The 13,493-nt window shown below is 69.9% G+C and carries 14 protein-coding genes; 11 read left to right on the forward strand and 3 right to left on the reverse strand.

Going from position 1 to position 13,493, the window contains the following annotated elements:
* Positions 1–64: 64 nt before the first annotated feature.
* The gene (locus AC07YZ_RS20820) at positions 65–1,111 is read left to right on the forward strand and encodes an LLM class flavin-dependent oxidoreductase (RefSeq protein WP_494796164.1); all 1,047 of its coding nucleotides are present in this window, start codon (positions 65–67) and stop codon (positions 1,109–1,111) included.
* On the opposite strand, the gene AC07YZ_RS20825 is transcribed toward AC07YZ_RS20820, so the two are convergent.
* Both AC07YZ_RS20825 and AC07YZ_RS20830 read right to left on the reverse strand, forming a co-directional pair.
* Complete coding sequence (locus AC07YZ_RS20825; RefSeq protein ID WP_226490374.1) at positions 1,074–1,958, reverse strand: AraC family transcriptional regulator; 885 nt, start codon at positions 1,956–1,958, stop codon at positions 1,074–1,076. The two genes, AC07YZ_RS20820 and AC07YZ_RS20825, sit on opposite strands and share 38 nt — an antisense overlap.
* Before the next feature lie 144 nt (positions 1,959–2,102).
* Positions 2,103–3,398 (reverse strand): acyl-CoA dehydrogenase family protein, encoded by a 1,296-nt coding sequence (locus AC07YZ_RS20830; RefSeq protein WP_494796165.1) that lies wholly within the window; start codon positions 3,396–3,398, stop codon positions 2,103–2,105.
* A gap of 141 nt (positions 3,399–3,539) precedes the next feature.
* Between AC07YZ_RS20830 and queE the strand changes: the two genes are divergently transcribed.
* The 10 genes from queE (at position 3,540) to AC07YZ_RS20880 (ending at position 12,116) form a co-directional block, all read left to right on the forward strand.
* On the forward strand, positions 3,540–4,172 hold the full coding sequence (gene queE, locus AC07YZ_RS20835) for a 7-carboxy-7-deazaguanine synthase (RefSeq protein ID WP_494796166.1): 633 nt from the start codon (positions 3,540–3,542) through the stop codon (positions 4,170–4,172).
* 222 nt (positions 4,173–4,394) lie between these two features.
* Positions 4,395–4,760, forward strand: coding sequence for a 6-pyruvoyl trahydropterin synthase family protein (locus tag AC07YZ_RS20840; protein ID WP_494796167.1), 366 nt, complete (start codon positions 4,395–4,397; stop codon positions 4,758–4,760).
* Positions 4,761–4,947: 187 nt separating this feature from the next.
* Complete coding sequence (locus AC07YZ_RS20845; RefSeq protein ID WP_494796168.1) at positions 4,948–6,969, forward strand: ribonucleoside triphosphate reductase; 2,022 nt, start codon at positions 4,948–4,950, stop codon at positions 6,967–6,969.
* A gap of 36 nt (positions 6,970–7,005) precedes the next feature.
* Complete coding sequence (gene nrdD, locus AC07YZ_RS20850; RefSeq protein WP_494796169.1) at positions 7,006–7,191, forward strand: anaerobic ribonucleoside-triphosphate reductase; 186 nt, start codon at positions 7,006–7,008, stop codon at positions 7,189–7,191.
* Positions 7,192–7,198: 7 nt separating this feature from the next.
* The gene (locus tag AC07YZ_RS20855) at positions 7,199–7,891 is read left to right on the forward strand and encodes an anaerobic ribonucleoside-triphosphate reductase activating protein (RefSeq protein ID WP_494796170.1); all 693 of its coding nucleotides are present in this window, start codon (positions 7,199–7,201) and stop codon (positions 7,889–7,891) included.
* A 151-nt stretch (positions 7,892–8,042) separates the two neighbouring features.
* On the forward strand, positions 8,043–8,630 hold the full coding sequence (locus AC07YZ_RS20860) for a PepSY domain-containing protein (protein WP_494796171.1): 588 nt from the start codon (positions 8,043–8,045) through the stop codon (positions 8,628–8,630).
* Between the two features lie 162 nt (positions 8,631–8,792).
* Complete coding sequence (locus AC07YZ_RS20865; RefSeq protein WP_494796172.1) at positions 8,793–9,332, forward strand: iron transporter; 540 nt, start codon at positions 8,793–8,795, stop codon at positions 9,330–9,332.
* A 164-nt stretch (positions 9,333–9,496) separates the two neighbouring features.
* Positions 9,497–9,796, forward strand: a complete 300-nt coding sequence (locus AC07YZ_RS20870; protein ID WP_494796173.1) for a cupredoxin domain-containing protein — start codon at positions 9,497–9,499, stop codon at positions 9,794–9,796.
* A gap of 13 nt (positions 9,797–9,809) precedes the next feature.
* Positions 9,810–10,649, forward strand: coding sequence for an FTR1 family iron permease (locus AC07YZ_RS20875; RefSeq protein WP_494796174.1), 840 nt, complete (start codon positions 9,810–9,812; stop codon positions 10,647–10,649).
* 81 nt (positions 10,650–10,730) lie between these two features.
* Positions 10,731–12,116 (forward strand): 4Fe-4S binding protein, encoded by a 1,386-nt coding sequence (locus AC07YZ_RS20880; RefSeq protein ID WP_494796178.1) that lies wholly within the window; start codon positions 10,731–10,733, stop codon positions 12,114–12,116.
* Between the two features lie 153 nt (positions 12,117–12,269).
* On the opposite strand, the gene AC07YZ_RS20885 is transcribed toward AC07YZ_RS20880, so the two are convergent.
* Positions 12,270–13,493, reverse strand: a 1,224-nt coding sequence (locus tag AC07YZ_RS20885; protein WP_494796175.1) for a nitric oxide reductase activation protein NorD, incomplete at its 5' end; no start/stop codon positions are given.

Raw genomic sequence — 13,493 nt, forward strand, 5'->3', positions numbered from 1 at the left:
GCGGTGAAGTGGTCTTTCGCCGAGCCGCAGGCCGGCTGGGTGCAAAGCTCTGACAATCCAGCCCATGAACCCATTGCCCAAGCCCCTGCACCAGATCCACCTGTCCCTGCTCGACCTCGTGGCGGTGCGCGAAGGGGGCACGGTGGCCGATGCGTTGGCGATTGCGCGGCGCACCGCGCAGCATGCCGAAGCGCTGGGTTTCACGCGTTACTGGCTGGCCGAACACCACAACATGAGCGGCATCGCCAGCTCGGCCACGGCGGTGCTGGTGGGCCACATCGCCGGCGCGACCGAGCGCATGCGTGTGGGCTCGGGCGGCGTGATGCTGCCCAACCACGCGCCGCTGGTGGTGGCCGAGGCCTTTGGCACGCTGGCCGAGCTCTACCCCGGGCGCATCGACCTTGGCCTGGGCCGCGCGCCCGGCACCGACCCGCTGACCATGCGCGCGCTGCGCCGCGACCGCCGCGAGACCGAAGACGATTTCCCGCGCGACGTGGCCGAGCTGCAGCGCCTGCTGGGCGATCCGCAGCCGGGCCAGCGGCTCATCGCCATGCCCGGCGCGGGCACCCATGTGCCGATCTGGCTGCTGGGATCGAGCCTGTTTTCGGCCCAGCTCGCGGCCGAGCGCGGCCTGCCGTATGCGTTCGCCTCGCACTTCGCGCCGCGCTACCTGCTGCAGGCGCTGGACATGTACCGCCACAACTTCAAACCGTCGGCCGTGCTCGACAAGCCCTACGCCATCGTGGGCGTGCCGCTGGTGGCTGCGCCCACCGACGAGGAGGCGCAGTACCTGGCCAGCAGCACCTACCAGCGCGTGCTGGGCATCCTCACCGGCCAGCGCGGCCAACTGCCCGCGCCGGTGGCCGGTTTCATGGAGCACCTGGACGCGCAGGCCCGCGCGGCGATCGCCGACTTCCTGGCCTGCGCGGTGGTCGGTGGGCCGGAGACGGTGCGCGCCGGTTTGCAGCAACTCGCCAACGCCACCCAGGCCGACGAGTTCATGCTGGTCAGCGACCTGTTCGACCCGGCGCTGCGGCTGCGCTCGCTGGACATCGCGGCGCAGGCGATGGGGCTCAGCGCGCCGGTGGTGCCGGCGGCAACGATCCCTTGAGCCATTCGCGCGGTGAACGCCCGGTCTTGGCGGCGAAGGCGCGGCTCAGGGCCGAGGGGTTGGCGTAGCCCAGTTCGCTGGCCAGCAGCTTGATGGAGCTGCCCCGCGCCAGGCCCGTCTGGGCCAGCCCGATGCGCCAGTCGCTCAGGTAGTCCGCCGGCGTCTGGCCCACCAGTTGCCGGAACAGGCTGGTGAAGCTGGTGCGCGACATGCCGGCCGCAGCCGCCAGCTGCTCGACGCTCCAGGGCTCGCCGGGTGCATCGTGCATCGCCCCGATGGCCCGCGCCAGCCGAAGGTCCGACAGGCCCGTGACCAGTCCGGGCGGCACACCGGCCTCGTGCGGGTGGTCGAGCAGCCAGCGCAGGGTCTGGATCAGCACCACCTCGAACAGCCGGTCGGCCAGCAGGCGGTGGCCGCAGCGCACGCGGCCGGTCTCGGCGAACAGCAGGTCCAGAGAAGCCCCCAACCCCTCGACCTCGTTCAGCGACAGCACGATGGCGCCGGGCAGGGTGCGCACCAGCGGGTGCGCCTGGCCACCCTCGAACCACAGCTGCGCACAGGTGAAGTCCGAGCCCTCGATCGGCGGGTTGTGGAAGTGGTGGGCGATGGCGCGCGGGTAGAACAGCAGTGCGGGCGCGCTGAGGTGCAGGCGCAGCGGCACGGCCTGCCGCGGCGGGTGCGTGACATCGAGCGTGCCCCGGCGCAGCAGGTGGAGGTAACCCATGCCCGGCGGCGGCGTGAAGCTTTGCACGCCACAGAGCGTGCCGGTGAAGGACAGCTCGGCGCGCACGGGAAAACGCTCCAGCAGGCCGGACAGGCGGTCGATGGGCGGGGGCGGAGAGGTCATGCCGATGGTTGGACGAAAGGATATGAATTTTGTACGAAATGATCCTATTCGAACAGTCCGCGACCAGACACTGGGTGCCACGGATCGCTGCCAGGATCGCTCGACCGATGAAGAGCGACCCGCGCAGCGGCGGAGCGTGGGGGCTCAGTGCAATCGCGGTGGCGCCCGCATCTGCTCCGGTGTCGTGAAGTAAGCGGAAGAAGACCCCATGCGCCCCCGCGCCCGGTCCAACTCGTGGCGCGCCACGCTGCGCAGGTGCACCTCGTCGGGCCCGTCGAGCAGGTGCAGGGCGCGGCCCCAGGTCCAGAACTGCGCCAGCGGGGTGTCGGGCGACAGGCCCATGGCGCCGAAGATCTGCATGGCGCGGTCCACCACGCGGGTCTGCAGGCCCGCGGCCACCACCTTGATCGCGGCCACCTGCGCGCGCAGGGCCGCGGGTTCGACGCGCTCCGGGTGGTCGAGCAGCCAGGCGCAGCGCAACACCAGCAGGCGCGCCTGGTCGATCTCGATGCGCGACATCGCGATCCACTCCTGCACGTTGGCGTAGTCGGCCAGCGTCTTGCCAAAGCTGCGGCGCTCCAGCGCGCGTTCGGTGGCGAGTTCCAGCGCCAGTTCGCACTGGCCGATGGTGCGCATGCAGTGGTGCACCCGGCCCGGCCCCAGGCGCGCCTGCGCCATCGCAAAGCCCTCGCCCCAGCCGCCGAGCAGCTGGTTGGCCGGCACGCGCACCTGGCGAAAGACGATCTCGCAATGCCCCTCGGGCGCGTGGTGGTGCACCACGCTGATGTTGCGCACCACCTCCACACCCGGCGTGTCCAGCGGCACCAGCACCATGCTGTGCTGGTGGTGTTTCGTCTCGGGCGTGGCGGTGTCGTCGGGCGCGTTGCGCGCCATCACGATCAGCAGCCTGCAGTTCGGATGCGCCGCGCCGGTGATGAACCACTTGCGGCCGTTCAACACCAGCTCGTCGCCCTCGCGCCGCACCGTGGTCTGCAGGTTGGTCGGGTCGGACGAGGCCACGTCGGGCTCGGACATGGCGAAGGCCGAGCGGATCGTGCCGTCCAGCAGCGGCGTGAGCCAGCGCGTGCGCTGCGCGGGTGTGGCGAAGCGGTGCAACAACTCCATGTTGCCGGTGTCGGGCGCACTGCAGTTGAACACCTCGGGCGCCCAGTGCAGCCGGCCCATGGTTTCGGCCAGCGGCGCGTAGTCCAGGTTGTCCAGGCGGGTGCCGGGCTCGCCGTCGCGCAGGCTGGGCAGGAACAGGTTCCACAGGCCTTCTTCGCGCGCCAGGGTCTTCAGGTCGTCCAGGAACGGCGGCGGGTATTGCCCCAGTTGCACCGCCTGGTGCCAGGCCGCGTTGTGGGGCAGCAGGTAACGCTGCATGAAGTTCTCCAGCTGCTGCTGGAGCGCCTGCGCCCGGGGGCTGTGCTCAAAGTCCATGCGGGCATTGTGTGGAGCGCCGGGCCGCTTGTCAGCGCCCACGCGACAGCGGCCCGGCCGTGGGCCCCGGTGGCGGACAATATCGGCCTCTTCGATACAACCCCGGGCGCCGCCTGTTTCGCGGCCAACCCGGCTCTCACCATGACCTACAGCGTCAAGGAAATCTTCTACACCCTGCAGGGCGAGGGTGCCAACGCCGGCCGCGCGGCGGTGTTCTGCCGCTTTGCCGGCTGCAACCTCTGGAGCGGGCGCGAGGCCGATCGCGCCAGCGCGGTCTGCACCTTCTGCGACACCGACTTCGTGGGCACCGACGGCACGCTGGGCGGCAAGTTCACCACCGCCGAGGCCCTGGCCGACACCATCGCCGGGCAGTGGCCCGCCGGCGCGGCCCCCGGCCTGGTGGTGCTGACCGGGGGCGAGCCGCTGCTGCAGGTGGACGAGGCCCTGACCGGCGCGCTGCACGCGCGCGGCTTCACCATCGCGGTGGAAACCAATGGCACGCTCGCGCCACCCGCCGGGCTGGACTGGGTGTGCGTGAGCCCCAAGGCCGGCGCTCCGCTGCTGCTCACCCGCGGGCAGGAGTTGAAGGTGGTGGTGCCGCAGGACGGGTTGGACCTGGCGGCGCTGGCCGAGCTGCCGTTCGACCACCATTTCCTGCAGGCCATGGACGGCCCGCTGGCGCGCCGCAACACCGAGCTGGCCACCGCGCTGTGCCTGGCCGACCCGCGCTGGCGGCTCTCGGTGCAGACGCACAAGGTGTTGGGGATCCGATGACCCCCCTGCGCCGCTTCGCGGCGTCCCCCCGGAGGGGGCGCACCCTGTGGCCTGGCAAAGCCAGTTCCACGGGTGCCCTGGGCGAGGCACGCCCTCCGGCCGCGGGTTTGGCTCCCTCTCCCCGCTGGGGAGAGGGTTGGGGTGAGGGGCCGGCGCGCCCAGGTTTCATGCGGTGTGGGAACTGCCGTGGCATGTGAATTGAGTTGATAGAGATGGATTGAGATGAGATACGAACTGAGTCAGAGCTTTTATTTCGAGGCCGCCCACACCTTGCGCCGCAAGATCGATGTCGAGCCCAGCCTGCGCATCCACGGCCACACCTACATCGCCGAGGTCACGCTGGCGGGCGAGCCCGACCCGGAGAGCGGCATGCTGGTCGATCTGGCCCACCTGCGCGGCCACATCGAGACCCTGCGCCAGGCGCTGGACCACCGCTTCCTCGACGAGGTGGCCGACCTCGGCCCGGCCACGCTGGAAAACCTCTGCACCTTCATCTGGCGCGCGATGGAAGCGCGCTACGCGCAGCAGCTGGACTGCGTGGAGGTGCGCCGCCAGGCCAGCGGCGACGCCTGCCGGCTGCGCCGCTAGGCGCTTTCCCTCCCCCGGCGGCAGGGCCGGGGCCAGGGCGCCGGCTTGATGCGCATCAAGCCGGTCTTTGGGCGTTTTCGGGCCTCCGGGGCGTGCGATTTCTTGTCGCACATCAAACTACATATAGCGTGTCATGGGTATCGTGCACACCATAGGTAGTGTTTTAACCCCGAATGAGGAGAACCCGATGGAGGACGCCATGGTGGTCAGTTTGCCCCGCGAGGTGGTCAAGCGAGGTGGTCAGCGCGAGCCGTTCAATGCCCACAAGATCGGTGCGGCGCTGGCCCGCGCCGGGGCCGCCAGCGGCGAGTTCGACGAGCCGGAGGCCGCGCTGCTGTGCGCGCAGGTGGTCAAGGTGCTGATCCACCGGTTCCGCGGCGAGGCGCCGCACATCGAACAGGTGCAGGACGTGGTCGAGCAGACGCTGATCGCGGCCAACCACTTCAAGACGGCGCGCGCCTACATCGTCTACCGCGAGCAGCACGCCACGCTGCGCGCTGACAAACAAACGCTGGTGGATGTGGAAAGTTCCATCAACGAGTACCTCACGCGCGCCGACTGGCGCGTCAACGCCAACGCCAACCAGGGCTACTCGCTGGGCGGCCTGATCCTCAACGTGGCCGGCAAGGTCACGGCCAACTACTGGCTCTCGCACGTCTACACGCCCGAGATCGGCGCAGCCCACCGCGAGGGCGACATCCACATCCACGACCTCGACATGCTCAGCGGCTACTGCGCGGGCTGGTCGCTGCGCACCCTGCTCAACGAGGGCCTCAACGGCGTGCCGGGCAAGGTGGAGTCGGGGCCGCCGAAACACATGTCTTCGGCCGTGGGGCAGATCGTCAACTTCCTGGGCACGCTGCAGAACGAGTGGGCCGGCGCGCAGGCCTTCTCGTCCTTTGACACCTACATGGCGCCCTATGTGCGCCAGGACGGCATGGATTACGCCGCCGTGCGCCAGTGCATCCAGGAGCTGATCTACAACCTCAACGTGCCCTCGCGCTGGGGCACGCAGACGCCCTTCACCAACCTCACCTTTGACTGGGTCTGCCCCGAAGACCTGCGTGAGCAGGTGCCGGTGATCGCGGGCCGCGAGATGCCGTTCTGCTACGGCGATCTGCAGGCCGAGATGGACCTGATCAACCGCGCCTACATCGAGGTGATGACCGAAGGCGACGCCAAGGGCCGGGTCTTCACCTTCCCCATCCCCACCTACAACATCACGCCCGACTTCCCCTGGGAGAGCGAGAACGCGCGGCGCCTGTTCGACATGACGGCCAAGTACGGCCTGCCGTACTTCCAGAACTTCATCAACTCGGAGCTGCAGCCGAACATGGTGCGCTCCATGTGCTGCCGCCTGCAGCTCGATCTGCGCGAGCTGCTCAAGCGCGGCAACGGCTTGTTCGGCAGCGCCGAGCAGACCGGCAGCCTGGGCGTGGTCACGGTCAACTGCGCCCGCCTGGGCCACCTGCACGCGGGCGACGAAGCCGGCCTGCTGGCCGCGCTGGACCGCCTGCTGGAGTTGGGCAAGCAGAGCCTGGAGACCAAACGCAAGCTGATCCAGCGGCTCATGGACCAGGGCCTGTTCCCCTACACCAAGCGTTACCTGGGCACGCTGCGCAACCACTTCAGCACCCTGGGCGTGAACGGCATCAACGAGATGGTGCGCAACTTCAGCGGCGACGCGCACGACATCGGCACCGACGAGGGCCACGCCTTCGCGCTGCGCTTCCTCGACCACGTGCGCGAGCGCATCGTGGCCTTTCAGGAGGAGACCGGGCACCTGTACAACTTGGAGGCCACGCCGGCCGAAGGCACCACCTACCGCTTCGCGCGCGAAGACCGCAAGCGCTGGCCCACGATCCTGCAGGCCGGCACACCCGAGCAGCCCTATTACACCAACTCCTCGCAGCTGCCCGTGGGTTTCACCGACGATCCGTTCGAGGCGCTGGAGCGCCAGGCCCCGCTGCAGCGCAAGTACACCGGCGGCACCGTGCTGCACCTGTACATGGGCGAGCGCCTGACCAGCGGCGAGGCCTGCCGCGCGCTGGTGCAGCGCGCGCTGACCAACTACCGCCTGCCCTACATCACCGTCACGCCCACCTTCTCCATCTGCCCGACCCACGGCTACCTCGCTGGCGAGCACCCGTTCTGCCCCGTGTGCGATGCGGAAAAACTGGCCGCCAAACGCCAGTTGCAAGCCGCTTGATACCCCGTCTTTCAACCACCCCAAAAGGAAACACCCATGAACGCATCGACCCCATCTGCCGTCAAGTCAACGGCTGCCGATATCAACCTGCGCGACGACGAGCGCCAACCCTGCGAGGTCTGGACCCGCGTCATGGGCTACCACCGCCCCGTGAGCAGCTTCAACCGGGGCAAGCAGGGCGAACACGCCGAACGGCGCTTCTTTGCCGAACCGAGGAAGTGAAGGACCTGTGCCTGCCACGCGACCGGCCGTGACGGCTGAGGGCCTGCGCATCGGCGGCCTGACCCGGCTCACCGGCATCGACTTCCCCGGCCGGCTGGCGGCCGTGGTGTTCTGCCAGGGCTGCCCCTGGCGCTGCGGCTATTGCCACAACCCGGCCCTGCTGGACGCGGCGGCCCCCGGCGCGCTGGCCTGGTCGGACGTGCGGGCGTTTCTGCAGCAGCGCCGCGGGCTGCTCGACGGCGTGGTGTTCTCGGGCGGCGAGCCCACGCTGCAGGCCGCGCTGGTGCCGGCCTTGACCGAGGTGCGGGCGCTGGGCTTTGTCACCGGCCTGCACACCGGTGGCATGTACCCGGAACGCCTGGCGCAGGCCCTGCCCTGGCTGGACTGGGTGGGCCTGGACGTCAAGGCGCCGGCGCACCGTTACGACGCCATCACCCGCACGCCGGGCAGCGGCGCGCGGGCCGCGCAGAGCCTGGGCCTGCTGCTGGACCGGGGCCTGGCCCTGGAATGCCGCACCACCTGGCACGCCGGGCTGTTCAGCCGCGACGATCTGTTCCGGCTGGCCGACGCGCTGGCGGCGCAGCTGGTGCCGCACTGGGTGCTGCAGACCTGCAGCGAGCCGGGCGCGCCGCTGGACGGCCTGTCGGCGAGCGATCTGGCGGAGCTGGGCGCTCGGTTTCAGCGCTTTGAATGCCGGTAGGTCGGTGCCGGCGCCAACAACAACGGCGCCTGGGGGGAGGCGGGTGTTTTTTTGGGCATAATTTGTAATGCGAATGAATTGCATTTGCATCAAAAAACACAATTGCACCATGAAAAACACCTCCGCCGCAGGGAAGCGTCACCCGGATTCGATGGCCCGCTTCGCCAAGTTCTCCCGCTTCACGCACAAATGGATGTCCCTGTTTCTGGGATTGGTCTTCCTGGTCATTGTGTTGTCGGGCCTGTTTCTCGCCTTCAAGAAAGACCTCGAATACCTGCAGCCGTCCTCGCGCAAAGGTGAGAAGGGCGAGTTCAGCCAGTTCCTGCCGGTGCAGCGCATCGCGGAGATCGTGCTGGAGATGGACCTGCCGGGGGCCAAGTCCCTGGACGACATCAACCGGATCGAGCTGCGCCCGGGCAAACGCATGTGGAAGGTTCGTCTGGAAGCGAGCTCCGGTTTCAGCTCACCCCGGGAAATCCAGATCGACGCGATCAGCGGAAAGGTGCTCAACGTTGGGCTGCGCGGCGATCAGCTGTGGATGGATGTGCACTCCTTCCTGGTGTTCGGCGATGTCGCCAAGTACGCCGCCATGATCTTGAGCGGCATCACCCTGTTCTGGCTGATCCTGACCGGCTACTACCTGTTCTTCTATCCCTATTGGGTCAAGGGCAGGAAGGCGCGGCGGGCACTGGAGAGCGCCGCTGCCGAGCCAGGGCTGGCCGTGGATCAGGCTGGCTGAGTGTCTTTCGGTCCCGCCTGGATGCGGCCGAAAAAACGTTCAACCTCAGATCCATCCGGCGTGCCCGAAGCTTGATCTTCGTCAAGTAAACAAGAGTGATTCTTGTTTAGTATCCGATTCGGACCGTGCAACCTGCCCGTCCCGAGATACCAAGGATCACTCATGAAATACACGTCTTTCATCGCCACGCTCGCGGCCAGCGCCGCCTTGTCCTTTGCCGCGCACGCCAAGGAATTCCCGATCGGCACGCCGCACAAGCTGGCCGGCATGGAGATCGCCGCGGTGTACCTGGCACCGATCAAGATGGAGCCCGAGGGCATGATGCGCAAGGCCGAGGAATCGGACATCCACCTGGAAGCCGACATCCACGCGCTCAAGGACCACCCGAACGGCTTCGAGGAAGGGGCCTGGATGCCCCACCTCAGCATCGACTTCGAACTGGTCAAGCTGGGCACGACCGAGAAGGTCAGCGGCCACTTCATGCCCATGGTGGCCTCCGACGGCCCGCACTACGGCGACAACGTCAAGCTGATGGGCCCCGGCAAATACAAGCTGACCCTGCGCATCAGCCCGCCCAGCGGCCACGCAGCGCATTTTGGCCGCCACACCGACAAGGAAACCGGCGTCGGCCCGTGGTTCAAGCCCTTCGACGTGAGCTACGAATTCACCTTTGCGGGCACGGGCAAGAAGGGTGGGTATTGATGGCCCACCCCTGCCGCGCTGCGCGCGACCCCCTCAAGGGGGCGACACCTACCGTCCGGCAAAGCCGGCCCGGCGGTGTCCTGGGCTGGGGTGCCTTGCGCTCCGGGAATACCCGTCGTGCCCGGCTGCTGGCCTGGTGCGTTTGGCCGGTGGCGGTGTTGCTGATGGGGTCGGCCCTGGGCTTGGCTCAGGCGGATGACATGCCGACCTACCGGCTCACGGCGCGTGAGGGGCGGTTCGAGCCGGTGGAGCTGGTGGTGCCGCAGGGGGTGAAGTTCCGGCTGGAGATCACCAACGCGGGGCGCGATCCGGTGGAGTTCGAGAGCCTGGAGCTGCGCAAGGAAAAGGTGCTGGCGCCGGGCGTGACTTCGTCGCTGGTGTTCCGGCCGCTGGATGCCGGGCGCTACCGGTTCTTTGACGATTTTCACCAGACCACGGGGCAAGGCGCCATCGTGGCGCGTTGAGCGGGAGCACGGCATGGGCGAAGTGGTCTTCATCACCTGGCGCGAAAGCGTGGAGGCGCTGCTGGTGGTCGGCATCCTGCGCGCCTGGCTCAGTGAGCGCCCCGACCGGGCCTGGGGCCTGCGCTGGCTCTGGGGTGGCGTGGCGCTGGGCCTGGCCGCCGCGCTCGGGCTGGCGCTGCTCATGCTGGGCGCGGCCAGCGTGCTCGACGGCGAGGCCGGCGAGTGGTTCCAGGCCGCGATGGTGCTGAGCGCCGCGGCGCTGATCTTGCAGATGGTGTGGTGGATGCGCCGCCATGGCCGCGCCCTGCGGCAGGACCTCGAACACCAGGCCGCCGGCCAGCTCGCCCGCGCCAGCGGCTGGGGCATCGCGCTGCTGGTGGCGTTGGCCATCGCGCGCGAGGGCAGCGAAACCGTGATCTTTCTCTACGGCGTGGCCGGCCGCCACGCGGGCGCCGGCCAACTGGGCTTCGCGGCCTCGGCGCTGCTGGGCCTGGGGCTGGCGCTGGCGAGCTTCTGGCTGCTGCAGTCGGGCCGGCGCTGGCTGTCGTGGCGCAGCTTCTTCCGCATCAGCGAGGCCCTGCTGCTGCTGCTCGCCGCGTCCCTGTGGGTCAACGCGGTGGACCGGCTGATCTCGCTGGACGTGTTGCCCACGCTGGTGGACCCGCTCTGGAACAGCGCCGACTGGCTGGACGACAGCGGCGCCGTGGGCGGCCTGCTCGCGGCGCTGACCGGCTACCGGGCGCAGCCCGCGCTGATCACCGTGCTGGCCTACGCGGGCTTCTGGCTCGGCGTGGCGGGCCTGTTGCGCGCCGGTGCGCCGGCGCGAGTGGTCCCCGTGCGCGCTGATCGCTGATTGGTGAGACTGCCCATGCCCACCTCCTGCGCCGTGGACCCCGCGATGGGCGCGACCACGACCGCGCCGCACGTGGCGGCCATGCCACTGCGCTTCGTGCCGCGCCGCCCGGTGGGGGTGCTGCCGGCGCTGGGCGACGCCATGCGCCGCCACGGCCGCCTGATCCGGGGCGTGCAGTGGGTCATCGTGCTGGCCTACGCCGTGCTGGTGGTGCTGCCGGCGTTTCTGCCGCTGCCCGACGATGAGGCGCGCATCCTGGACCACCTGGGCCTGTTCGCGCAGTTCCTGTTCTGGGGCATCTGGTGGCCCTTCGTGCTGCTGAGCATGGTCCTGCTGGGCCGCGTCTGGTGCGGGGTGTTCTGCCCCGAGGGGGCGCTGAGCGAGGCGGTGAGCCGGCACGGGCGCGGGCGCGGCATCCCGCGCTGGATGCGCTGGGGCGGCTGGCCGGCCGTGGCCTTCGTCATCACCACCATCTATGGCCAGCTGGTGAGCGTGTACCAGTACCCGCAGGCCGCCTTGTTGGTGCTGGGCGGCTCCACCGTGGCGGCCGTGCTGGTGGGCGTGTTGTACGGGCGTGGCAAGCGGGTGTGGTGCCGCCACCTGTGCCCGGTGGGCGGCGTGTTCGGCCTGCTGGCGCGGCTCGCGCCGCTGCACTTCCAGGTGGACCGGGCGCGCTGGGAGGCGCGCACCGGCGGCATCACCCGCCTGCCCAACTGCGCGCCCTTGATCGACATCCGCCGCATGGACAGCGCCTCGGCCTGCCACATGTGCGGCCGCTGCAGCGGCCAGCGCGACGCGGTGACGCTGGTCGCGCGGGTGCCCGGCTCGGAGATCGTGCGCCACGGCGCGCACACGGCCAGCGGCTGGGACACGGCCCTGCTGCTGTTCGGGCTCATCGGCGTGGCGATGGGCGCGTTTCACTGGGGCGCCAGCCCGGTCTTCGTGGCGTGGCGCGTGGCGCTGGTGGACGGGGCGGCCGAGCGGGGCTGGTGGTGGCTGCTGTCGGACAACGCGCCCTGGTGGCTGCTCACGCACTACCCGCAGAACCAGGACGTGTTCGTCTGGCTCGACGGCCTGCTGATCGTGGCCTACATCCTGGCCACCGGGCTGGCGGTGGGGGCCGCGCTGTACGGGTTGTGCCTGGCCGCCGCGCGCGCGCTGACGAGCCCGGGCGCGCAGCACCACCTGGCCCTGGCCTATGTGCCGCTGGGCGGCTGCGGGGCGTTCCTGGGGCTGTCCATGACCACCGTGACCATGCTGCGCCACGAAGGCCTCGCCGTGCCCTGGGTGGACGGCACCCGCGCCCTGCTGCTCGCAGGCGCGGCCCTGTGGGGCCTGTGGCTGGCCTGGCGCTCCAGCGCCGCCCACAGCCAGGACACGGGGCGCCGTGCGCTTGCCACCGGCCTGATCGCCGTCGGCGCCGGCTTGGTGGTGGCCGGCTGGTCGGCGCTGTTTTTCTGGTGGTGAGAGCCTGCGCGTGTCACGGGTATCGCTTTCACGACGCCGGAGCACGACCCGCAACGCCAGAAGCGACGCAAAGCCAAGGGCACCGCCGGGCCGGCTTTGCCGGACGGCCAGTGCCGCCCCCTGGGGGGGAGCGCGAAGCGCTGTGGGGGGCTCCTATCTCACCAGGGTTGTCCAGGCCTGCGTCAGGCGGTGCGCCAGGTCTTCTGGGCGGTGCACCAGGGCGTAACCCTGGCGGCCGAACAGCATCGGCAGGTAGTCGTGGCCCGCGCTGTCGATGGTGACGCAGAACGGAATCAGCCCGGCCGCGCGGGCCTCGCGGATCGCATGGCGCGTGTCTTCCAGGCCGTAGCGGCCTTCGTACTGGTCGAGGTCGTTGGGCTTGCCGTCGGTCAGCAGCATCAGCAGCCGGCAGCGCTGCGGGCACTGGCGCAGGTGTTCGGTGGCGTGGCGGATCGCCGCGCCCATGCGGGTGTAGTAGCCGGGCCGGATCGCGCCCACGCGGGCTCGGGCGGCGTCGTTCCACGCTTCGTCCAGCCCCTTGATGCACTGCATGCGCACGTGTTGCCGGCGCACCGAGCTGAAGCCCCAGACGGCGAACGGGTCGCCCACCGCGTTCAGGGCCTCGCCGAACACGTACAAGGCGTCGCGGATCACGTCGATCACACGCGCGTGGTCGTTCGCGTGGGCGTCGGTGGACTGCGAGAGATCGGCCAGCAGCCAGGTGGCCAGGCTGCGCTCGCCGCGGGTTTGCCGGGTGTAGACCGCGGGCGTGTCGCTGCGCCGGGCGCTGGCGCCGAGGCTGTCGGCCTGCAGGCGGATCCAGGCGTCCAGGTCGATGTCGTCGCCCTGTTCCTGGCCGCGCTGCAGGCGCGGCGCGTGGCGCAGCACCTCCATGCGCCGGCGCACCTGGCGGGCCGTGGCGCGCAGGCCGGCGCCGGGCACGAAGGGCGCGCCCTGGCGGGCCCGCAGGTCCTGCACCAGGCAGTGGTCGGGCACCAGCACGCCGCGCCGGTGGTCCCACTCGGGGAACTTGCGGCCCGGGCCGAGCGGGGTGTCGTCGGCGCTGCTGCTGGGCAGGTCCAGGTCGAACTTCACGCGCGCGGCCAGGGTCTGGCCCTGCTGCGCCACCGACAAGACCTCCATGTCGTTGGCGGCCTTGAGCGCGTTGCCGTCGTCTTCGTCGTCGCTGCTGCGGTTCACGCGCACCAGCTCGCTCCACGACATCAGCGCCTCGGCGCGGAACGGCAGCACCATGGCGTGGCGCTCCTGCGTGTGGGTCGTGGCCTGGGCGCGCCGGCGCTGGGCGTCGGCGGCGGCCGGTGCGCGGTTCGTGGGGGGCGGTGCGGCCGCCGCACCGGCGGCGGGCCAGGCGGGCGC

Source organism: Hydrogenophaga sp. GW101-3F08 (genome assembly GCF_059424585.1).

Bases quoted from the DNA above. Each gene is read 5' to 3' on its own strand.
- AC07YZ_RS20840 (WP_494796167.1), top strand. From the start codon at position 4,395: ATGAGATACGAACTGAGTCAGAGCTTTTATTTCGAGGCCGCCCACACC.
- AC07YZ_RS20820 (WP_494796164.1), top strand. From the start codon at position 65: ATGAACCCATTGCCCAAGCCCCTGCACCAGATCCACCTGTCCCTGCTC.
- AC07YZ_RS20860 (WP_494796171.1), top strand. From the start codon at position 8,043: ATGGCCCGCTTCGCCAAGTTCTCCCGCTTCACGCACAAATGGATGTCC.
- AC07YZ_RS20865 (WP_494796172.1), top strand. From the start codon at position 8,793: ATGAAATACACGTCTTTCATCGCCACGCTCGCGGCCAGCGCCGCCTTG.
- queE (WP_494796166.1), top strand. From the start codon at position 3,540: ATGACCTACAGCGTCAAGGAAATCTTCTACACCCTGCAGGGCGAGGGT.
- AC07YZ_RS20845 (WP_494796168.1), top strand. From the start codon at position 4,948: ATGGAGGACGCCATGGTGGTCAGTTTGCCCCGCGAGGTGGTCAAGCGA.
- AC07YZ_RS20875 (WP_494796174.1), top strand. From the start codon at position 9,810: ATGGGCGAAGTGGTCTTCATCACCTGGCGCGAAAGCGTGGAGGCGCTG.
- AC07YZ_RS20870 (WP_494796173.1), top strand. From the start codon at position 9,497: ATGGGGTCGGCCCTGGGCTTGGCTCAGGCGGATGACATGCCGACCTAC.
- nrdD (WP_494796169.1), top strand. From the start codon at position 7,006: ATGAACGCATCGACCCCATCTGCCGTCAAGTCAACGGCTGCCGATATC.
- AC07YZ_RS20830 (WP_494796165.1), bottom strand. From the start codon at position 3,398: ATGGACTTTGAGCACAGCCCCCGGGCGCAGGCGCTCCAGCAGCAGCTG.
- AC07YZ_RS20880 (WP_494796178.1), top strand. From the start codon at position 10,731: ATGCCACTGCGCTTCGTGCCGCGCCGCCCGGTGGGGGTGCTGCCGGCG.
- AC07YZ_RS20825 (WP_226490374.1), bottom strand. From the start codon at position 1,958: ATGACCTCTCCGCCCCCGCCCATCGACCGCCTGTCCGGCCTGCTGGAG.